3 protein-coding genes (1 of these 3 only partly in view) are annotated in these 22,482 nt (G+C 74.8%); all 3 read right to left on the bottom strand.

Annotated elements, in window-relative coordinates; all coding sequences use genetic code 11:
• Tightly spaced (each overlapping or abutting the next), the 3 genes in view from WD341_RS13990 to WD341_RS13980 form a layout consistent with a single transcriptional unit that may run on beyond the window.
• On the bottom strand, nucleotides 1-2,893 hold the 5' end (the start) of the coding sequence (locus WD341_RS13990; RefSeq protein ID WP_368426084.1) for an amino acid adenylation domain-containing protein. 15,785 nt of this gene lie to the left of the window's left edge; the window shows 2,893 of its 18,678 coding nt (coding positions 1-2,893); the start codon lies at nucleotides 2,891-2,893; its stop codon lies off the left edge, out of view.
• On the bottom strand, nucleotides 2,886-4,232 hold the full coding sequence (locus tag WD341_RS13985) for a flavin-containing monooxygenase (RefSeq protein WP_368426083.1): 1,347 nt from the start codon (nucleotides 4,230-4,232) through the stop codon (nucleotides 2,886-2,888). Before WD341_RS13985 ends, WD341_RS13990 begins: the two co-directional genes overlap by 8 nt.
• On the bottom strand, nucleotides 4,229-22,468 hold the full coding sequence (locus WD341_RS13980; RefSeq protein WP_368426082.1) for an SDR family NAD(P)-dependent oxidoreductase: 18,240 nt from the start codon (nucleotides 22,466-22,468) through the stop codon (nucleotides 4,229-4,231). The genes WD341_RS13985 and WD341_RS13980 overlap by 4 nt, the downstream gene beginning before the upstream one ends.
• Between the last annotated feature and the right edge of the window lie 14 nt (nucleotides 22,469-22,482).

The following is a 22,482-nucleotide window of genomic DNA, read 5'->3' as shown; positions in this document are numbered from 1 at the left end:
CCTGGCCGTGCAGGATCTGCGCGCTTTCCGACCCCTCGCCGTCGCTGTAGATCCGGTAGGCGACATGCCCCTCGCCGAGGCTCTCCAGCGCGACGTGCAGCGGCGCCGGCCGCTCGCCGACGGCGAAGGGCCGCGCCCAGACGACCTGCGTCAGACGGATGGCGGCCGGGTCCTTCTCGGGGCTGGCGAGCGCGACGGCGGCGCGCGCCATCTCCAGGTAGGCGACGCCCGGCAGCACCCGCTCGCCCAGCACGACATGGTCGGCGAGAAAGAACTCCCGGCCGGTGAAGAGCGAGGTGAAGCGCTGCCCGCCGGAAAGATCCGAGGTGTTGCGGTGGACCAGGGGGTGCAGGACGGGCGCCGCCGGCGCGCCCCGGCGGTCGGGTTGCGCGCCCGCCGCCTCCGGCAGCCAGTGGCGCTGCCGGGCAAAGGGATAGCTCGGCAGGGCGATGCGGCGCGGCTTGCGGCCGGCCGGCTCGACCTGCTCGTGGAGCGCCGGCCAGTCGAGCGGCACGCCCTGGGTCCAGAGCGCCGCGAGCTCGGCCAGGGCGCCCTCGGCGAAGCGGCGGCCAAGAGCGGCCAGCGAGAGGTCCGGGCCGGCCGGGGCCGCGGCCTTGCCGCCCTTGACGCTGCCCCGCCAGCAGCCCTCCGGCGGCGCGCCGCCCTCGGCGATCCGCGCGAGCCGCTCGCGCAGCTCGGCGAGCGAGCCGACGACCAGCGCCAGCCGCTCGGCCATGGCGTCGCGGCCGACCTGCAGGGTGTAGGCGATGTCGGCAAGGTCCGGCGCCGTCTCGGCGTCCTGCGCGAGGAAGGCGCGCAGGCCCCCGACGACCTCGTCCAGGCGCGCCCGGTTGCGCGCCGCCAGCAGGATCAGCGCCGGCGCCGGCGGCGGCGGCGGGACCGGTGCAGCCAGGTACTCCTCGATGACCACGTGGGCGTTGGAGCCGCCGGCGCCGAAGGAGCTGACGCCAGCGCGCCGCGGCTGCGCCTCGCCCTCGACCAGCGGGCGCGGCCACTCGCGGCCTTCCTGCAGGATGAAGAAGGGCGAGCCCTCCAGCTCGATCATCGGGTTGAGCTCGGCGCAGTGCAGGGTCGGGTAAAGCCGCCGGTTGCGCAGCGCCAGCACCGTCTTGACGACGCCGGCGATGCCGGCCGCGGTCTCGGCGTGGCCGATATTCGACTTGACCGAGCCCAGGCCGCAGTAGGCCCGCACCGGCGGCGCCAGGCCGGCCTCGGCGTGCAGCGCCTCGAAGGCCATCCTCAGGCCGTTGATCTCGATCGGGTCGCCGAGCGCGGTGCCGGTGCCGTGGCATTCGATGTAGCCGACACTGCGCGGGTCGATGCCAGCCTGGCGGTGCGCCTCGACGATCAGGCTCGCCTGGGCCTTGGGGTTGGGCGCGGTCAGCGAGGTCGACTGGCCGCCGTGGTTCTCGGCCGAGCCGCGGACCACGGCCAGGATGGTGTCGCCGTCCCGCTCGGCATGGGACAGGGTCTTCAGCAGCACGGCGCCGACGCCATCGGCGCGCACATAGCCGTTGGCCTCGCGCGAGAAGGTCTTGCAGCGCCCGTCCTCGCAGATCATGCCGACCTTGCTGTACATGATGTGCATGTCCGGCGAGATCAGCAGGTTGGCGCCGCCGGCCACGGCCATCTCGCAGCCCTCGTGCTGGACGCTCAGCACCGCCCGGTGCAGGGCGACCAGGGAGCTCGAGCAGGCGGTGTCGATGACCTGGCTGGGGCCGTGGATGTCGAGCAGGAAGGACAGGCGGTTCGGGCAGAACATGTGCCCCAGGCTGGTCAGGTGCAGCGCCTCCATGGCGCCGGCGCGGTCGATCAGGTGGGCGTAGTCCTGCAGGTTGATGCCGATGAACAGGCCGACCTTGCGCCCTGACAGCGAGCCCGGCGCGTAGCCGGCTGACTCGAAGAGCTTCCAGACGCACTGGATGAACAGGCGGTGCTGCGGATCCATCAGCGCCGCCTCACGCGGCGACAGGCCGAAGAACAGCGGGTCGAACTTGTCGATGTCCGGCGCGAAGCCGCCGTACTTGACGTTGGTGAACTCGCCGGCCTGCGGGTCGCCGTGGACCCGGCGCCAGTCCCAGCGGTCGGGCGGCACCTCGCGGATGCAGTCGTCGCCGGCGCGCAGGTGCCGCTCGAAGGCGGCCAGGTCGGGGCTCTCCGGGAAGGTGCCCTCCATGGCGATTATCGCGACCGGCTCGTAGCCGCCTTCGCCGCCCCGACGGACGCCGGGCGCGGCTGCAGGGGCAACGGGCGCCGCCTCGGCCGGCGGCGCGGCGCCGGCGGCGATCGCCCGGAAGCGGGCGATCCAGTCCTGGACCTCCCCCTCGGCCTCGGCCGCCGGAACGGCGGCGGCTTCCGGCGCCGCGGGACCTTCGACCGGCAGGCGCTCGGCGGCCGGCGGCCTTTCGGCCTCGCCCGCCTCGGCGAAGCGCTCCGCGACGACCCGGGGGTAGCGCCGGTGCAGGATCTCCGCCAGCTCCTCCAGGTGCCGCGCCTCGAAGAAGACCGTCGGCGCGATCGGCAGGTCGAGCAGGTCCGAGATGCGCCGGACGATCTCGGTGACGATGATCGAGTCGACGCCGTAGCGCGACATCTTCTCGCGCGGGTCGAGCCGCTCCGGCGGGATCTTCAGCACGGTCGCCGCGATCTCGGCGATGGCGGCGGCAAAGCGCGGCGGGGCGGCACTCGGGTCCTTCGCGGGGACGGACTCGGCGGCGGCCTGCGGCTCCGCCGGCGGCGCCTCCTGCCGCGCCGTCCGGTCCGCCTGCCGGGCCGGGCGCGCGGCGCCGGCCTGCTTCCGGGCCGCCGCGACCAGCTCCTCCTCGAGCTGCCGGCGCATCCGGGCGGCGAGCTCCTCGGGGCTCTCAGACATCCTGCGTCTCCGGCAGGCCAGGGTCCGCGGACGATGGCGCCGGCTCGTCGAGCATGTCGCGGTAGTGGCGCGCGCACTTCAGGAACTTCCAGAAGTCGACCTCCCAGAGGTGCCGGTGGGACTCGACGAAGTAGTCCTGCCCCAGGTCCGGGTCGTCCTGCTGCTTGGCGGCGACGAAGCGGCGGAAGCCGGGCGTCTTCTGCCGGTAGGCCTGGATGTAGCTGCGCACGAACTGGCCCTGCAGCCTGAGGCCGTCGCCGAGGCCGGCGGCCGCGTTGACGAAGCCGAAGAAGAAGATGTTGTCGAGGGAGCGCGGCGCGATGTGGATGAAGAGGTCGGGGATGCCGTCCTTCCACTCCAGCAGCGCCGGGTCGAGGAAGGGAAAGTCGCGGTCGTAGCCGGTCGCGTAGATGACGACGTCGACCTCGGCGCTGGCGCCGTCGCGGAAGTGCACCCGCCGGCCCGCGAAGCGCGCGACGTCGTCCTTCGGCAGGATGTCGCCGTGGCCGATGTGATAGAGGATCTGCGAGTTCATGATCGGGTGCGCCGCGTCGAGCGGATGGTCGGGACGGCGCAGGCCGTAGTCGGCGCCGTCGTAGCCGGCCAGCTGGAAGACTTGCTGGACGTAGGCCATGGTCTCCTCGCGCGACTGGAACTTGTTGCCGAGCTGCAGCATCCACTGCGGCGTCGGCTTGCCGCCGATGAACTTCGGATAATAGTGGTAGCCGCGCCGGGTGCTGTGATGGACCTCCTCGGCGACGTGGCAGGCGTCGACCGCGAGGTCGCAGCCGGAGTTGCCCGCGCCGACGACCAGGACGCGCTTGCCGCGGACCTGGTCGGGCGACTTGTAGTCCATGGAGTGCAGGACCTCGCCGCCGAAGGCGCCCGGATAGGGCGGGTCGGGGTAGCGCGGCACGCGCTGGGCGCCGTTGCAGACGGCGACCATGTCGTAGCGCCGGCGCTGACCGCTCGACAGCTCGACCTCCCAGCCCGCCCCGCTCGGCTCGATCCAGGTCACCGAGGTGTTGAGCACGGCCTTGTCGTAGACGCCGAAGTCGCGGGCGTAGGCGCGGATGTAGGCCAGCATCATCCGGTGGTTCGGATAGGGCGGGTAGTGCTCCGGCATCGGGTAGTCGGGGACCTGGGTGTTGAACTTCGGCGAGATCAGGTGGAGCGAGGGATAGACCCGCCCGCTCGCGCCCTCGGCGTTCCAGACGCCGCCGAGGTCCGCCTCGGACTCGTAGAGGTCGTAGTCGATGCCGCCGTCGTTCAGCTCCCGGCCGAGGCCGATGCCGAGCGGGCCGCCGCCGACGATGCAGAGTTTGAAGGGCTGGCTCACGATCGGGCCTCGCGCGTCTGGCCGGTTCCAAGGGGGCCGGTTCCAAGGGGGATGTCCGCCAGCCGGTCGGCCGTCGTCATCGCGAAGTCGCTGAGCCAGGCGCAGGCGGCGCCGGTCGCGTCGTAGAAGACCGCGTCGAAGGTCGGGATCGCCGCGCCGGCGCCCGCCCGCCGCGTCAGCTGCAGCGTCACCCGGCCGGGCATCGGGCCCCTCGCCTCTATGTGCCGCAGGGAGAAGGGATGCAGCCTTTGCTCCGCGCCGCCGCGGCGCGCGAGCAGGCTGGCCAGGCGCCAGGCGGCCTCCAGGTAGCAGGGCTGGAAGGGCATGCCGGCGGTGCGATCGTCCGCATCCTCCGGCAGAACCAGTGTCGCCAGCAGGCGCGTCGCGTCGGCGTAGACCGCGCCGTCGCGCGGCAGCGCCGCCAGCAGACCCTCGAGAGCGACAGGCTTCAGGCCGGCGCGCAGGCGCGCGAGGTCGACGCGCTCCGGCACGGCCTCGACGGCCGCCGGGAGGATCTCGCCGATCTGGCTGCAGCGGCCCTCTGCGCCCTCGCGCTCGATGCCGTAGGCGACCGTCTCGCCGGCGCGGTAGAGCTCGACGGCCAGGGTCTCGCCGTCCGGACGGGCGGCCAGCGGCGCGCCCCAGACCAGGTTGGCGAGGGCCGCGACCGGCCGGCCCAGGGCCTGCTGCGCGGCGAAGCGTGCCATCTCGGGACAGAAGAGCGTCGGCAGGAAGGTCGCCTCCTCCCCGCAGCGCGAGTCCTCCGGGCCGACACGGCCGAAGAAGCGCTGCCGCTCCGGGTCCGGGTCCGCGCGGTCGACCAGCGGGTGGAGCCGGTTGCGCGGCGCCTCGGCCGCCGCCGGCCGGGGCTCCTGCTCCCGCTCCTCGAGCCAGTGGCGCTCGCGGGCGAAGGCGTAGCCCGGCAGGCGGACGCGCCGCGGCGGCAGCGGGAAGAGCGCCGACCAGTCGACGGCCTGGCCGCGGCAGTGGAAGTCCGCCAGCGCCAGCAGCAGGGTGCGGTAGGCCTCCGGCTCCGCGGCGAGGCCGGCGGCGCGGCGGCAGAGGTCGGCTACCTCATCTTCCGCCGCAGGATCGCCGGCGAAGTCGCTGGCGACGATACCGAAACTGTCAGGATTCTCGGCGCGCCAAAGCGCCTCGGCCGCTTCCTCGAGGTCGCGGGCGAGGAAGATGCAGCGGTGCTCGAAATGCTGCCGACCCTGCAGCAGCGTGTAGCTGATGGCGGGCAGGCCCGCGGCCGCCGCCGCCGGCGTCCGCAGCCAGGCGCCGAGGCGCCCGACGGCGTCGCGGAGCGCCTCGGCGGTGCGCGCCGAGAGCGCCAGCAGGTGCCAGGGCGCCGGCTCCGGCGCGGGCCCGGTGTCGGCGAAATGCTCCTGGACCACGAGGTGGGCGTTGGTGCCGCTCATGCCGAAGGCGCTGACCGCACCGATACGGGGTCGGCCGGCTTCGGCCGGCCAGGGCCGCGCCTGCTTGTTGACGTAGAAGGGGCTCTCGCGCCAGCGGATGTAGTCGCTCTCCTCCTCGCAGTGGAGGCTGGCCGGGATGGTGGCGTGGCGCAGCGCCTCGACCAGGGCGATCAGGCTGACCAGACCCGAGGCCGCGAAGGTATGCCCGAGGTTGCTTTTGGTCGAGGTCAGGGCGCACCAGCCCTGCTCCACAGCTTCCCCGTCCCCCCGGCCCTCGGTGAAGGCCTCGTTGAGCGCGTTGATCTCGACCGGGTCGCCGAGGCGGGTGCCGGTGCCGTGGGCGACGACGTAGCCGATGTCCTGCGGCCGGAGCCGGCAGCGCTCGTAGACGCCGCGCAGCAGCTCGCTCTGGGAGAGGCCGCTCGGCGCGGTGATGCCGTTGGTGCGGCCGTCGTAGTTGACGCCGCTGCCGCGGATCACCGCCTGGATCGGGTCGCCGTCGGCGAGCGCCCGCGACAGGCGCTTCAGCACGACCACGGCGACCGCCTCGCCCGGCACCATGCCGCTGGCGCCGCGGTCGAAGACCCGGCAGCGGCCGTCCGGCGACAGCATGCCGGCCTGGGTCATGCCGACGTAGGCCTCAGGCGAGACCAGCAGGTTGACGCCGGCGGCGACGGCCGCGTCGCACTCGCCCTGGCGCAGGCTCTGGCAGGCCATGTGAGCGGCGACCAGCGCCGAGGAGCAGGCGGTGTTGAGGGCCATGACCGGGCCCTTGAGGTCGAGGAAGTAGGCCAGGCGCGAGGCGAGGATGCCGTTGTGGGTGGAGGTCAGGCTGACCTGCTCCAGGCGCCGCTGGTAGTCGCTGCCCTCCTCGACGCCGACGAACATGCCGATGCGCTGGCGGGCGATCTGCGCCGGGCCGTAGGCCGCATTCTCCAGCGCCAGCCAGGACTCCTGCAGCAGGTGGCGCTGGCGGGGGTCCATGCGCTCGGCTTCGAGCGGCGAGATCTCGAAGAACAGCGGATCGAACTCGGCGATGCCCGGGATGGCGCCGCACCACTTGCTGTTGGTGCGCCCGGGCTCGCCCTCGGCCGCCGCGTAGTAGCGGCGCCAGTCGAAGCGGTCGGCGGGGATCTCCTCGACGGCGTCGACGCCCTCTTCGAGGAGGCGCCACAGCTCCTCGACGCTGCGCGCCTTGGGGAAGCGGCCGCTGGTGCCGAGGATGGCGATCGGCTCGTCGAGGCCGGCTTCGCGTGCGGGCGCCGGCGCGGGCAGCGCTTGCGCGGAGGGTGCCGGCTCGCTTGCGGCCCGCGCCTCCCGCTCGCCGTAGAAGGCTTCCAGCGCCGCGCGCTCCCGGGTCGTGAGGTAGCCGGCGAGGCGTCCGAGGGTGGCGTAGCTGAAGAACAGCGAGGGGCTGATCTCCAGGGAATAGAAGCGGGCCAGGACGCGGGCGAACTCGGCGAGGCTGATCGAGTCGAAGCCGAAGTCGGCGAGGTTGCGGTCGGCCCGCAGATCCTCGGGCCTGCTGCCGAGCAGCTCGCGCACCTGCTCCCTCAGGTCCTCGAGGACGCGCTGCTCCAGGCCGCCGCCGGTGCGCCCCACGGGCCGGGCGGGAGCCTGGTCGCACTGCAGTCTCGGCGCGCCCGGGTCGGCGGGATTGCCTGGGGGCGCTCCGGCGATGCGCCGCAGGCGCTCGGGCCGACCGGCCAGCACCAGGTACTGGGAGCCGTCCTGGTCCAGCAGACGCTCGAAGAGCTCGAGGCCCTCCTCGGATGCGAGGCCGCGCTGGCCGCTCGCTTCGAGATAGAGCCGTGTCTGCTCGGCATCGCCGAGGCCGCGGCCGCCGTCGCGCCACAGCGGCCAGTTGATCGCCAGCCGCCGCCCGGGACCCTCGGCGTAGCGGGCGCTGGCAGTCTGGAAGCGGTTGCCGAGGGCGTAGTCGCAGGAGCCGAGGTCGCCCAGGATCGCGGAAGAAGAGGAGACGTGGCAGAGGAAGTCCGGCGCCCGCTCCGAGAAGACCCGCTCGAGCACCTCGGTGCCGGCGACCTTGGCCTCCAGCACGGCCCGGAAGGCCGCGGGGTCGGCCTTCAGCACGGGCGCGGCGCCGCCGACGCCGGCGGCGTGGAGGACGCCGTCGATCCGGCCCCAGGCTTCCTCGGCCTCGGCGACGGCCGCCCGCAGGGCCCCCTCGTCCGCCGCCTCGACCTGGCGGTAGAGGACCTCGCCGCCGAGGTCGCGCAGGCGCTGCAGCGTCGCGCGCCGGCCGTCGTCGAGCGGCGCCCGGCCGGTCAGCAGCAGGCGCGCGGCGTAGCGCCCCGCAAGATGCTCGGCGAAGGCCCGGCCCAGGCCGCCGCAGCCGCCGGTGATCAGGTAGGTGCCGCCCTGCCGCAGCAGGCTCTCTCCGGCGGGCCGCAGGCCGGCCGGCTGCAGGCGCGGCGCCAGGCGGACCTCGCCCTCGTGGCAGGCGCTGCCGAGCCGCGGCGCCTGCAGCTCGGCCCAGAGCCGGCCGAGCCAGTCGTCGAGCGGGAAGGCCGTCCCCTGCCCGGCCGCCGCGCGGAAGACGACCACCACCTCGGTCTGCGGCAGCACGCTGGCGAGCGAGCGCTCGAAGGCGATCCAGGAATCCAGGTGGCAGCGCTCCAGGCTGTCGCCATAGGTGCCCGAGAGGAGCAGCCGGCCCGGGCTGGCGCCGACAGCGGCCAGGGCCTGCAGCAAATGCAGGATCGGCAGGGGGTCGCACAGCAGGCGCGGCTCCTCCAGCGGCCAGAGGTAGAGGAGGGCGTCGGCGTCGCCGGCCGTCTCGCGGATCGCCCGTAGCGCCGCCGCGTAGCTCTCCGGCCGCTCCGGGTCGATGCGGTAGCGCCCTGCCTCGGCTCGCGGCGCGCCGGCGCCCTGCTCGACGAAGAGAACCTCGGTGCCGGGGGCGAGGGCGCGGAGCCGCGCGACCGCGGCCTCCTGGCGCTCCGGGTCCGACAGGAAGCAGAGCAGCCGGCGGATCGGGCGGCCCGCCTCGCCGCTCGCCGGCGCCTCCGGCAGCGGCGCCTCGGACCAGACCTCCTCGAAGACCAGGACCGCGTCGTCCGGCTCTGCCGGTGAGTCCGGAGCCACCGGCTCGGGCGCGGCCTCGGCAGGCGGCAGCCAGTGGCGCTCCCGGGCGAAGGGATAGGTCGGCAGGGCGATGCGCGCGGGACGGCGCCCGGGATAGAGCCGGCGCCAGTCGATCCGCAGCCCCTTGACCCAGGCCGCCAGCAGCCGGTCGTGCCGGCCCTTGGCGATCCAGGCGCCGACGAGGGCCTCCAGGTCCTCGTCGTGCGAGGCCAGGAGGTCTTCGCCCTCCGGCTCGACCCGCCCGGCCAGGAGACCCTCGACCGGCGCGCCTTCGACATAGCCGGCGAGCTTGCCCTCGAGCGCCGCCAGCGAGTCCGCCTGGAAGGCCAGGCGCTGCGCCATGGCCTCGCGCCCGACCTGCAGGGTGTAGGCGAGCTCGCGCAGATTGAGTTTGTCTCGCAGGCCGGGCTCCTCGCGCAGAGCGGACCCGTCTGGCCGCGCCCGCAGGAAGCCGAGCAGCCGCTCGGCCACGGCCCGCAGGCGCGGCTCGTCGCGGGCCGAGAGGACGATCAGCGCCGGCGCGTCCACTTCGTGCGCCGGCGCGCTCGGAGCGTCCGGGCCCAGGTACTCCTCAACCAGGACGTGGGCGTTGGAGCCGCCGACGCCGAAGCTGCTGACGCCCGCCCGCCGCGGCAGCGGCCGGCCGGCCGCGTCCAGTGGCGGCTCCCAGGCACCGCCCTCGCCGACCAGGTAGAAGGGCGAGCCCTCGAGCTGCAGGTAGGGGTTGGGCACCCGCAGCTGCGGGTTGCCCGGGATCCGGCGGTGCCGGAGCATCAGCAGCACCTTGAGCAGGCCGGTCGCGCCGGCCGCCGCCTCCAGGTGGCCGATGTTGGCCTTGACCGAGCCCAGGCCGCAGGCCGGCGCCGCCGGCGCGGCGTCGCCGCGGCGGTGATAGAGCTCGGCGAAGGCCGCGGTCAGCCCGTTGACCTCGACCGGGTCGCCCAGCGCCGTGCCGGTGCCGTGGGCCTCGATGTAGCCGACCGTGGCCGGATCGATGCCGGCGCGCTCGTAGACCTCGACCAGGAGCTGCTTCTGGGCCGCCGCGTTGGGCGCCGTCGGCGAGCTCGAGCGGCCGCCGTGGTTCTCGCCGCTGGCGCGGATGACGCCCTGGATCCGGTCGCCGTCGGCGAGCGCCCTGGCCAGCGGCTTGAGCAGCAGCACGGCGACCCCTTCGCTGCGCACGTAGCCGTTGGCCCGCGCGTCGAAGGTCATGCAGCGGCCGTCCTCGCTGAGCAGGCCGGCCTGGCTCGAGGCGACGGTGATGCGCGGGCTGGCCAGGACGTTGACGCCGCCGGCGAGAGCCAGGTCGCAGGCGCCCTGGCGCAGGCTCTCGATCGCCCGGTGGACCGCGATCAGCGAGCTCGAGCAGGCCGTGTCGATGACCTCGCTGGGGCCGTGGAAGTCGAACCAGTAGGAGACCCGGTTCGAGACCATGAAGGGAAAGGGCTCGCTGCCGGTGCGAACGAGGCCGCGGCGCCGCGCCTCGACCAGCAGCTCGCGGTAGTCGGCCGTCGCGACGCCGGCGAAGACGCCGGTGCGGCTGCCGGCCAACGCGCCGGCCGCGTAGCCGGCGTCTTCCAGGGTCGCCCAGACCGTTTCCAGGAACAGCCTGAACTGCGGGTCCATGGCCTGCGCCTCGACCGGCGAGATGCCGAAGAAGCCGGCGTCGAAGCAGTCGGCATCGGCCAGGAAGCCGCCCCACTTGACCCGGGTCCGGCCGGGCTGCTCGTGCGGGTCGCCGTAGATCGCCCGCCAGTCCCAGCGCTCGGGCGGCACCTCGCCGATCAGGTCGGCCCCCGCCTCCAGCTGGCGCCAGAAGTCCTCGAGATCGACCGCGCCGGGCAGCTTGGCGCCGATGCCGATGACGGCGATGGCGTCGCTGTCCGAGCCCGGCTCGGCGGCGGCCTGCAGCGGGGCCGCGGCGAGCGTGCGCGGCGCCGGCTGTAGCGCCGGTTGCGGGGCCTCCGGTTCCGGCTGCGCCTCCAGGTCATAGGTCTTCAGCAACGCCGGCCGATGGCGGGCGAGCAGGTGGCCGGCCAGGGCCGCAAGGTCGGGGATCTCGAAGAAGAGCGTCGGCATCAGCGACAGCGCGAAGCGGCCGTTGAGCGCGTTGGCGAGCTGCGTGAAGCTGATCGAATCGAAGCCGTAGTCAGAGAGGTCGCGCTGCAGGGAGATCCGCTCCGGCCGGATGCGCTGGACCTCCGCGACCAAGCGCACGAGGTCGGCCGAGACGGCCTGCGCCAGCCGCCGCTCCAGGGCGTCGGCGGCGGCCGGATCCACCTCCGGCCGCTCCTCCGGGAGCGCCGCGACGGGCCTGGGCGGGCGGAAGGCCAGCAGCCGCTCGCGGATCGCGGCGGCCTCGCCGAAGGCGACCAGGACCTGCGCCTGCCCGCTGTCCAGCGCCCGCTCGAGCGCGCGCAGGCCGGAGCCGGCGTCCATCGCCGCCATGCCGGTCGCCTGGCGCATTAGGCTCTCGCTCTCGGCACCCATGGCCATGCCGCCGTCGCGCCACAGCGGCCAGTCCAGCGAGAGCGTCCGGCCCGCACGCCGGCCCTGGCGCGCCTCGGCGTTGCGGAAGCGGGCGAAGCCGTCGAGGAAGGCGTTGGCGCCGGCGTAGTCAGCCTGGCCGGGGTTGCCCAGGACGCCAGCGATCGAGGAGAAGAGAATCAGCGACTTCAGGGGCAGGTGCCGGGTCGCCGCGTCGAGCGCCAGCACGCCGGCGACCTTGGGGCGCAGCACCCGCGCCGCCTGTTCCGCCGTCTTGTGGCGCAGGTAGTCGTCCTCGATGACCCCGGCGGCGTGGACGATCGACTGCAGGCCGCCGAAGCGCGCCTCGATCCGCGCCACCGCCTCGGCGGCGGCCTCGGGCTCGGCGACGTCGGCCTGCAGGTACAGCAGCTCGACGCCTCGCCGCTCCAGCGCCTCGAGGAAGGCCCGGCCCTCGGCGTCGGGCGCCGAGCGGCCGCTCAGGACCAGGCGCGCGCCGCGCTCCTCGCCCAGGTAGCGCGCCACGATCCGCCCGATGCCGCCCAGGCCGCCGGCGATCCAGACGACGTCGCCGGGCGCGAAGGCGGCGCCCTCCGGCCGCGCCTCGGCCGGCTCCAGCTCGACCAGGGTCCTGACCTGGCGGCGTCCCTCGGCGTCGAGGCGGACCTCCGGATCGGGCTCGCCGGCCGCGATCTCCGCCGCCAGCGCTTCGATGAGGATCGCCGTCGAGGCGGGGTCGCTGGCGCGGTGGAGCACCGTCTGCGCGGCGATGCGCGGCTGCTCCAGGCGCAGCGTCTTCAGCAGGCCGGTGAGCGCGCCGCGCAGCGGCGCCTGGTCGTCGTCGCGCATCAGCAGGAGCAGCGGGCGAGCCTCCTTCTCCTCCAGCAGCGGCCGGCAGCAGGCGAGGAGCCGCAGGAAGTCGGCCTCGGGCGCGTCGGCCGAGGCGGCAAGCCTCTCCAGGCGCGCCGCCGGCCAGCGGGCCTGGAGCGCGGCGGCGAGCGCCGGCTGCCCCTCGGCCAGGAGGAAGACCGGCGCGGCCTCCGGGCCGGAGACTTCCGGACCGGCCAGGGGCCGGTCGACCCATTCCGGCGCGGCCAGGACTAGGGCGTCGTCCGGCGATCCGAAGACGATGGTGAAGCGCTCCAGCAGGGCGAGCGGGCGCCCCTCGAGATCGAGCAGCGCGAGGTCGAGGGTCTCGCGACTGCCGCCCGGCGCCGCGGCCTCCCCGGACCGGCGGACGTGGACCAGCAGCGCCGCCGGCAGCGGCCGGAAGATCCGCAGGCGCTCCAGGGCGAAGGGCATCGGCAGCGGCGCGCCGGGACGGCGGGTCAGCGCCCAGGCGACACCGGCCAGGATCGCGCCGTTGAGCAGGCTGGGATGCAGCATCCAGTCGGAGCCGTCGTCCCGCAGCGCCTCCGGCAGCAGGAGCCGGGCCAGGGCCTCCTCGCCGCCGTGGCGCAGTTCCTCGATGCTCAGGAGCGTCGGGCCGTGGGTCGAGCGCAGCAGCGCGTCGCAGTCCCGGCGGTCGAGCGCGGCGCCGCAGCGCGCGCGGATCGCGGCGAGATTGCGCGGGGCCGTCTCGGCAGCCTCGGCCGGATCGCGCGACACCTGCCCCTGGCAGTGGACCACCGCCGCGGCCCCGGCGCTCCGCGTCGTCATCGAGAAGCCGAGCGTGCCGTCGCGCTCCGACAGCAACGTCTCCAGGGCACCGCCGCCCTCGCCCGGCAGCAGCGGCTGCGGCCAGACCACCTGGCCGAGGCCGGTGACCTCGCCGCGGGTGGCGGCCGCCTGGCGGGCCAGCTCCAGGAAGACGGCAGCGGGCACCATGCCGCCGTGGTCACTCAGGAAGAACTCGCCGCCCTCGAAGCGCGTGACGACCGAGGCCGCCGCTTCGGGCGCCCGCAGCACGCGGGAGGCGAAGCCGCGCAGGCGCACCCGCACCTCGCCGATCTCGGAGCAGAGGTCGAGGTCGAGCCTGCTGAGGCCCTCCCCGACCGCCGGCGCCTCGGACGGACGGATCCAGGCCCAGAGGGTCGCCTCGCAGGGCCCGAGCACCTCCAGCGAGTCGAGCGCGAAGGGCAGCAGGACCGGTCGCGAGGCCGAGTCCGCCGCCGTCCCGCCGTCCAGGGCGAGCGCGACGGTCGCCTGCAGGGCTGCGTCGAGAAGCGAGGGATGCAGGGCGTAGGCCTGGGCGGTCCCGGCGACGGCTTCCGGTAGCCGCAGCTCGGCCAGCACCTCACCTTTCGAGGCAAAGACGGAGCGCAAGCCCTTGTGCGATGGCCCATAGCGGACACCCGCCGCTGCCAGCGCGTCATAGCAGCCGTCCGGCGAGAGGCCGCCGGCCGCGAAGCGGGCCCGCAAGGCGGACAAGTCCAGCGCCGGCAGGGGCGCCGGCGGCTCGAGGCGCACCTGGCCCTGGTGGTGCAGCTGCCGGGCGCCGTCCGGCGACAGGCTTGCGACGCGGTAGCGCGCAGCGCCCTCCCGCGGCGCGTCGAAGGCGACCGAGACCTCGACCGCAACCTCCTCGACGGCCAGCGGCGCCGTCCACACGACGTGCTCGAGCGTGAGGGGTCGGAAGGCCGTGCCGCCACCGAGCGCCAGCGTCGCGGCGGCGCGCGCCATCTCCAAGTAGGCGACGCCGGGCAGCGTCCGGCGTCCCTGGACCCGGTGGTCGGCCAGGAAGAACTCCTCGCCGGTGAAGCGCGAGCGGAATTCCTGGCCGTGGAGCGTCGAGCTGTTGGCCTGGACCAGCGGGTGGAGCTGCGGCGCCGGGCCCGGGAGGCCGCTCGCCGTCTCGGGCTTCCAGTAGCGCTCGCGGGCGAAGGGATAGGTCGGCAGGTGCAGGCGGCGCGGCGCGGCCGGCCGACAAAGCCGGGTCCAGTCGACCGGCGCGCCCGCGACCCAGGCGGCGGCGAGGCTCTCCAGGCTGCGCCCGGCGAGCCAGCCCTCGATCTCCTCCGCCCCGGCCACGCTGCTGCGCTGCCCGCGGCCGCGCTTCGGCTCGACCTGGCCGCGCCAGACCGCGCCAGCCGCCGGCTGCCCCTCGAGCAGCGCGGCCAGGGCGCAGAGCAAGTCCTCGCGGTCGCGCGCGACCAGGGCGACGCGTTGCTCCAGGGCCTCGCGGCCGGTCTGCAGCGTGTAGGCGACGTCGGCGAGCGAGGCTTCGGCGCCGGCCTCGCCTTCGAGGAAGTCCCGCAGCCGGCGCAGCGCCTCCTCCAGCCGCTCCTCGTCGCGGGCCGAGACCAGGATCAGCTCGGGCAGCGCCTCCGGCGCGGCGGCCAGGGGCCGCGGATCGACGAACTCCTCGATCACCAGGTGGACGTTGGTGCCGCTGTGCCCGAAGGAGTTCAGGGCCGCCATCAGCGGCCGTCCGTCCGGCGAGCGCCAGTCGGCGAGGCGGGTGTTCGGGTAGAAGGGCGAGCCCTCGAAGTCGATCAGCGGATTGAGCCGCTCGAAGTGCAGCAGGGCCGGCAGGCGCCGGTGCTTGAGCGACAGCAGCACGCTGATCAGCCCGGTCACGCCGGCGTTGGCCGAGGTGTGGCCGATGTGGGACTTGGCGCTGCCGATCGCGCAGTAGCCGGCCTTGTCGGTGAACTGCCGGAAGGCCGCGACCAGGGCGTTGGCCTCCACGGGGTCGCCCAGGCGGGTGCCGGTGCCGTGGGTCTCGACGTAGCCGATGCGCTCGGGGTCGACGCCGAAGCGCCGGTAGACCTCGGCGATCAGCTGCTGCTGGGCGAGGCCGCTCGGCGCGGTGATGCCGTTGCTGGCGCCGTCCTGGTTGATGCCCGAGGCGCGGATCACGCCGTAGACCGCGTCGCCGTCGGCCAGCGCCCGGTCGAGGCGCTTCAGCGCGACCATGCCGACGCCCTCGGACATGGCCATGCCGTCGGCCTCGGCGTCGAAGGAGCGGCAGCGGCCGCTGCGGCTCAGCATCTCGGTCTGCGACAGGCCGACCAGGATGGTCTCGCCCATCACGGCGAAGGCGCCGCCGGCCAGCGCCAGGTCGCACTCGCCGGTGCGCAGGCTCTCGCAGGCGAGGTGCAGCGCGACGCCGGAGGAGGAGCAGCCGGTGTTGACGACGAAGGCCGGGCCCTTGAGGTCGAGGAAGTAGGACAGCCGCGAGGCGACGATGGCGTCGGAGGCGCCGGTGAAGGTCTCGTGAACGTAGCCGCTCGGCTCGCAGCCGACGAAGACCCCGGTGCGGCTCTGCGAGAGCGACCGGGGCGCGTAGCCGGCGTCCTCCAGGGCTTTCCAGCTCTCCTCGAGAATCAGCCGCTGGTGCGGGTTCATCGACTCCGCCTCGCGCGGCGAGAGGCTGAAGAACAGCGGGTCGAAGCAGTCGCGCCCCTCCAGCACGCCGCCCCAGCGGCAGTAGCTCTTGCCGGGCTGCCGGTCGGGGCTGTAGCGGCCGGGGTCGAGGTAGTGCGCCGGCAGCTCGCTGACCGCGTCCACGCCCTCGACCATGTTGCGCCAGAACCGCTCGGCGTCGGCGGCGCCGGGGAACTGGCCGGAGAGGCCGATCACGGCGATGCCGGCCTCGTCCGGGTCCGTGGCCGTCGGCTCGGGCGCCCCGCGCCCGGCCGGCCGCGGCGCCGACGATGCGGCGGGCGGCGGCGCCTCGGCGAGCCCGGCGCCTCCCTCGCGCGCGACCGCCGGGGCAGCCTTGAGGCCGACGGCCTCGCGGTGCTCGGCGAGCAGGTGGCGGGCCAGGCGCTCGGCCGTGGTGTGGTCGAACAGGACGGTCGTCTTCAGCGACAGGCCGAGCCTGCGGTTGAGCTGCTGGACGAAGCCGACGCCGAGGATCGAGTCGATGCCGTAGTCCGAGAAGGGCACCTCGAGGTCGATCGCCTCGCGCTCGATGCCCAGGGCCCCGGCCAGCGCCTCGAGGATCAGCGCCTCGACCGTGCCGGCGAGATCCGCCCCAAGCTCCACCCCTGCCCCGGCGGCCGGCGGGCTCTCGCTGACGACTGGCGAAGCCGCACGGGCGGCGCGGGCCGCCGCCGGGCGCTCGCCGGCGTCGCGCTGGCGGATCAGGCCGTCGCTCTCGGCGACGACGATCTGCTGGCCCAGGGCGTGGTCCGCCTCGGCCGGGAAGAGCACCGGCGCGAAGCCTTCCTGCTCCAGCAGGCTGCGCCACTGCGCGGGATAGAGGCCGGGGCTGCCGGGAATCCGCCAGTGGCCGTCCTCGGCCAGCGACCAGCCGTCGATCAGGCCGAAGAGCACCGAGGCGAAGACCGTCTTGTCGCTGATCTCGTTGAGGACGAGCAGGCCGTTGGCGCCGAGCGCCGCCTTGGCGTTGCGCAGGGTGTTGCGCAGGCTGCGGGTCGCGTGCAGCACGTTGGTCGCGACCACGAGATCGTATCCGCCGGCCTCGATGCCCTGCCCGTCCAGCGGCCGCTCGACGTCGAACAGGCGGTAGCGAAGGTAGGGGTAGGCCTCCCCGTAGCGCTGGCGGGCATGGTCGAAGAAGGAGCGCGAGAGGTCCGTGTAGCAGTACTCCTCGAGGTGGGCGCGCCAGGGCTCGAGGCGCGGCAGGAGCGTGTCGGTGGTGCCGCCGGTGCCGGCGCCAATCTCGAGGATGCGGATGCGCGCGGCGGGATCCTCGGCGACGCGGCCGGCGACGAAGGCCTCGACCGCCCCGGCGACGACGGCGTTGAAGTGGTCGCAGATCCGGTTGTGCTTGTAGAGCCCCTCGATCTTGGCCAGCGAGCCGTCGGGGAAGAGGATGTCCGTGACGAGGGTCGTGCCGCGCAGCACCTCGGGCAGCTGCGCCAGGGAGTCCTCGACCAGCACCGCCAGGGTGCGCGTCTCCGAGCCCGCCAGGAAGCGCGGCTTCTCGGCCTGCCAGTCCCGCCAGGCCTGCCCGGCGTCCGGCGGGTCGCCCGCGAGCTCGACCGGCCCCGCCGCGCCGGCGCGCAGGTAGCCGTACTGGCGGAGGACCTCGAGGCTCTCGCGCCACCAGCGCTGGTACTTGTCGAGGATGCCGGCCTGACGGCGCAGCGCCTCTGCTCCCTGCGCCCCCCCCTGCCCGAGCGCGCCCATTGCGCAGAGCTGCACGAACAGCAGGCGGGCGATCCAGCCGTTGAGCGCCTCGGTCGCCTCGCCCGGCTCGGGCGCCGGGCCGTCCGGCCGGAAGGCGGCGAGCGCGGCGGCGCAGGAGCGGCCGCGCGCCGGCGCCAGCCGCGTCCACTCCTCCGCGGCGAAGCTCTCGATCAGCTCCGGCCGGCTGGTGCGGGTCACGGCGAGCTGCGTCAGCGGCGAGGCGATGAGGCAGCCCAGCGCCGCCAGGCCCTGCTCCGGCTCGAGCGGCGTCACGCCGCGCCGCTCGACCAGCCTCTTGACCGCCTCGGAGACGCGGGCGCCGCCGCCGAGCGCCCAGTAGCCCCAGTCGACGACCTTGACCGGGAAGTCCCGTTCCAGGGCCAGGCGGCGGGCGAAGGCGTCGGTGAAGCTGCAGGCCGCGGCGTAGCCGGCCATGCCGCCGGTCCGGCCGAAGCCGACCAGGGAGGAGAAGAAGGCGAGGAAGTCGAGCGGCTCCGGCTGGACCGCCTCGGGGCCGGCGGCGAAGCAGTCCGCGACCTGCACGGCGACCTCGAGCTTGGTCGAGAGGATCTCGCCGAACAGCGCCTCCGACATCTCGGCGAGGCCCCTGTCGTAGTCGCCGAGCGTGGCGACGACGACGCCGTGGACCTGGCCGTGGCGGCGCCGGATCTCCTCGAGAGCGCGCCGCAGCGCCTCGGCATCGCGGGCGTCGGCCTGCAGGTACTCGGGCGCGGTGCCGCCGGCGGCCAGGCCGTCCAGCTTTGCCTGGATCGCCGGCGTCAGGGGCGAGCGGCCGAGCCAGACGAGGCGCGCCTGATGGCGCTCGATCAACATGCGGCTCCAGGCCTCGCCGAGGGCGCCGGCGCCGCCGACCACGAGGTAGACGCCCTGCCGGCGGTAGGGCTCGGCGGCCTCCTGCCCGGGACCGGGCGCCGGCAGCTCGGACAGGCGCAGCAGGCGCTGCTCCAGCCACTCCCGCCCGCGCCAGGCGTAGCTGGCGGCCTGCGGGTGCGGCGGCAGGCGCCACAGGCCCGGCAGCGGCCAGGAAGCCTCGGCCCCGATGTCGAGCAGGCGCACCTGCCAGGCCGGCTGCTCGCGGGCCAGGCTGCCGGCGAGGCCGTGAACGGCGGCATGGGTCGGGTCGGCGCGCTCGCGCTCCTGCACCGCCAACGCCTGGCGGGTGACCACGGTGAGGCCGAAGCCGCCGTCGCCATAGCCTTCCTGCAGCAGCGCCTTGACCAGCCGGAACAGCTGCAGCACGCCCGCCTGCTGCGCCTCGACGATCTCCGCGCCCAGCGCCGCCTCGGGATCGCCCGGCGGCGCGAACCAGACAAGATGGTCGAGCCGCCCGAGGCGGCGCAGCGCCTCGGCGAGGGTTGCGATATCGGCACCGGCGTCGAGCGCCAGCTCGGCGGCGGCCGGGTAGTCGGCGCCTACCGCCTGCCGCTGCCCGGGTGTGCCGACGACCGCGATCCGCGCATCGGCCGCCGGCAGAACGTCGCCCTCGGGGATGCCGACCGCCTCCCAGGCCGGCCGCAGCGCGATCAGCTCGGCTGGCTCGGCCGCGGGCTCGATGGGCGGCGCCGGCGCCTCGACCGGCGCGAGGTCGTCGAACCAGTAGCGCTGCCGGGCGAAGGGATAGGTCGGCAGGCCGATGCGTCGCGGCCTGTCGCCCGGGTAGAGCCGCGCCCACTCGACCGGCAGGCCCCGGACCCAGAAGTCGAGCAGGCTGTCGTAGCGCCGGCCGGCCAGCCACTTGTCGAGCGTCTCCTGGAAGGCCTCGTCGGCGGCGAGAGCGGCGAGGCGTTCGCGGTTGCGCTCGATCCGGCCGCGGCGGAGCCGCGGGTCGTCGCGGCCGTCCAGGAAGTCGGCCAGCGCCTGCCTCAGCTCGGCGAGCGAGGCGACGACCAGGCCCAGGCGCTCCTCGAGCGGCTCGCGGCCGACCTGCAGCGTGTAGGCGAGGTCGTGGAGCGCCGGGGCCGGGTCCGCCCGCTCGAGGAAGGCCAGCAGGTCGGTCGCGACCTGCCGCAGGCGCTCCTCGCTGCGCGCCGACAGCAGGACGACCGCCGGCCCGGCCGGCGCCGCGGCCGCGGGCCGCTCCGGCGCCAGGTACTCCTCGATCACCAGGTGGGCGTTGGCGCCGCCGGCCCCGAAGGAGGAGAGACCGGCACGGCGCGGCAACTCGCGCGCCTCGCCCTCGACCTCGACCACCGGGCGCCGCCACTCGGCGAGCTCCTGCTGGACGACGAAGGGGGTGGCGGCGAAGTTGATGTTGGGGTTCGGCTCGCCGGCGTGCAGGCTCGGCGCGAGCTGGCGGTGGCGCAGCTGCAGGACGATCTTGGTCAGGCCGGCGATGCCGGCGGCGGCCTCGAGGTGGCCGACGTTGGCCTTGACCGACCCGAGCGCGCAGAGGCCGCTCCCGCCCGCCTCCTGGCTGAAGGCCTCGGTCAAGCCGGCGACCTCGATCGGGTCGCCCAGCTCGGTGCCGGTGCCGTGGGCCTCGACGTAGCCGAGGCTGCAGGCCTCGACCCCGGCCTTGCGCAGGCAGTCGCCGATCAGCGCCGCCTGGGCGCCGGGGCTGGGCACGGTATAGCCGTTGGTCTTGCCGCCGTGGTTGACGCTGCTGCCGCGAATCACGGCGAGGATGCGGTCGCCGTCGGCCTCGGCCTGGGACAGCCGCTTCAGCAGCACCGCGCCGACGCCCTCGCCCGGCACGAAGCCCTTGCCGCCGGCGCCGAAGCTGCGGCAGCGCCCGTCGCGCGACAGCATGTAGGCCGAGCAGAGCCCGACATAGGTCGAAGGGTGCAGGTAGAGGTTGACGCCGCCGGCGATCGCCAGCTCGCAGTCGCCGTTGCGGATGTGCTGGCAGGCCTCGTGGATCGCCGTCAGCGAGGAGGAGCAGAGGGTGTCGATCGGCATGCTCGGCCCGCGCAGGTCCAGGCAGTAGGAGACGCGGTTGGCGACCGAGCCGAAGGAGGTGTGCGGGTGGATCGCCTGCCCGCGGGCCCAGAGCGCCGGCCCGTGGAGCTCGAAGCCGGTCTTGGTGATGCCAACGAAGACGCCGACGTTGCGCCCGTGGTCGCGCCGCAGCGTCTCGCGCGTGTAGCCGGCGTCCTCCAGGACCTGCCAAGAGGCCTGCAGGAACAGCCGCTCCTGCGGATCGAGGCTCAGGGCGTCGCGCGGCGCGATATTGAAGAACAGCGGGTCGAAGTCGGCGAAGCCCTCGAGGAAGCCGCCCCACTTGCTGTAGCTGCGCCCCTCGGCGACGGCCCGGTCCGGGTCGGGCTCGTAGAAGCCGTCCAGCGGCCAGCGCTCCGCCGGGATCTCGCCGACGCTGTCCCGGCCGGCCCGGAGGTTCTCCCAGAAGGCCTCGAGCGTCTCGGCCTCCGGGTAGCGGCCGCTGATGCCGATGATGGCGATGGGCTCCTGCAGCGTGTCGTCCGGCCGGGGGCGAGCGAGGCCGCCGGGGAAGTCCACGACCTCCGGAAGCGGGGCGCGCCGTAGCGGAGCGGCGGCAGGTGCCGAGGCGTCGCCGCGCAGCGACTCCGCCGGGGGCGCTGCGGCCGGCTGCGAGAGGGCGAGGCCGGTCCAGGCGAGGCAGGCGTCGCGGTACCGGTCGGCCAGGTGGCCCGCCAGGGCCTCGACCGTCTGGTGCTGGTAGAAGAGCGTCTTCGGCAGCCCAGCGAAGTGCGCCTCCAGCTTCTGGTTGAGCTGGGTGACGGCGATGGAATCGAGGCCGTAGGTCTCGAGCGGCGCACCGGCGTCGATGCGGGCGGCGGGCGTCCCCAGGGTCTCCGAGAGCAGCCCCTTGAGACAGCGGGCGGCCTCGCGGCGCAGGTCAGCCGAATCGCAGGCTGCGGGATCGGGGGCTTCGGGACCTGGGACGGCGGGCACGGCGCCGGGCCTCTCTCCGCCCGCCAGCCAGGCCGTCGTCGCCGCCGGGTCGCCCGCCAGCACCAGGACCCGTCCAAGGCCGGAGGCCAGGCCGCGGTAGAGCGCCGCCATGCCGGCGGCGGTCTCCAGCGGCACCAGCCCGGTGCTTCGGGTCATCGCCTGCTCGGCGGCCGCGCCGGGGCGCATGCCGCCCGCGCGCCAGAGCGGCCAGTCGAGCGCCAGGGTCCGGCCCCGGCGCCGCCCGGCCGCGACCTGCTCGTTGCGCTGCCCGGCGAAGGCGTTGAGGAAGGCGTTGGCGGCGCAGTAGCCGGCCTGCCCGGCGCTGCCGTGGGCGACCGCCGCCGAGGAGAACAGCAGGAAGAAGTCGAGCGCCAGGCCCGCCGTCGCCTCGTCGAGATTGACCGTGCCGGCGACCTTGGGCGCCAGCACCGCCTCCAGCTCGGCGGCCGTCTGGTTCAGGAGGAAGCCGTCGCGGAGCAGGCCGGCGCACTGCAGGACGCCGTCGAGCCCGCCGTGCGCCTCGAGGATTCCGGCGACCAGGGCCTCGACCTCGGCGCGGCGGGCGAGGTCGGCCTGCCGCCACTCGACGGTGGCGCCGGCGGCGCGCAGGGCCTCGAGGCGGCGCTGCTGTTCGGCTCCCGGCGCCGAGCGCCCGGCCAGCACCAGCCGCGCACCCTGCACCTGGCGCGCAATCTCCTCGGCCAGGAGCAGCCCGAGCCCGCCGGCGCCGCCAGCCAGCAGGTAGACGCCGCGCTCCTTCCAGGGCAGCGCCGGCGGCGCGCCCTCGTCGGGCAGCAGCGCCCACTCCGGCACCTGGCGCTGCCGCCCCTCATAGCGGATCTCCGCAGCCTCGGGGCGGCAGGCATCTGCTCGCAGCCGCGCGGCCAGCGCCGGTGCGGCCTCCGGGGAACCGACGTCGAGGAGCTGGCCGAGAAGCTTGGGGTTCTCCAGGCGGGCGGACTTCAGCAGGCCGGCGAGCCCGGCGAAGAGGCGTTGCCCGCCCTGTCCCGCCAGCACGACCTGGACCAGCGTCGGCTCCTGCGCGCCGGCCTGCGCCTGCAGGACCTCGAAGAGCTGCCGGCAGAGCGCCCGGTAGCGCGCGGCCGGATCGCCCGCGCCCGGATCCAGTCGGCGGCAGTCGGCCGCGGGCAGGCACTCGGCCAGCTCGGCGACGAGACGCTCGTCGAGGCCGCAGGCCAGGACCAGGTGCCGCGCCCAGGCCGGGGGCGCCGCCACGGCCTCGACGGCCTTCGGAGTCCAGACCGGCTGCGCCAGCAGCACGGTCGCGGCGAGGG

It is taken from the genome of Tistlia sp., assembly GCF_040905785.1.
In the GTDB taxonomy this organism is placed as follows: Bacteria; Pseudomonadota; Alphaproteobacteria; order Kiloniellales; family DSM-21159; genus Tistlia.
This window is presented reverse-complemented; position numbering and strand designations above follow the sequence as displayed.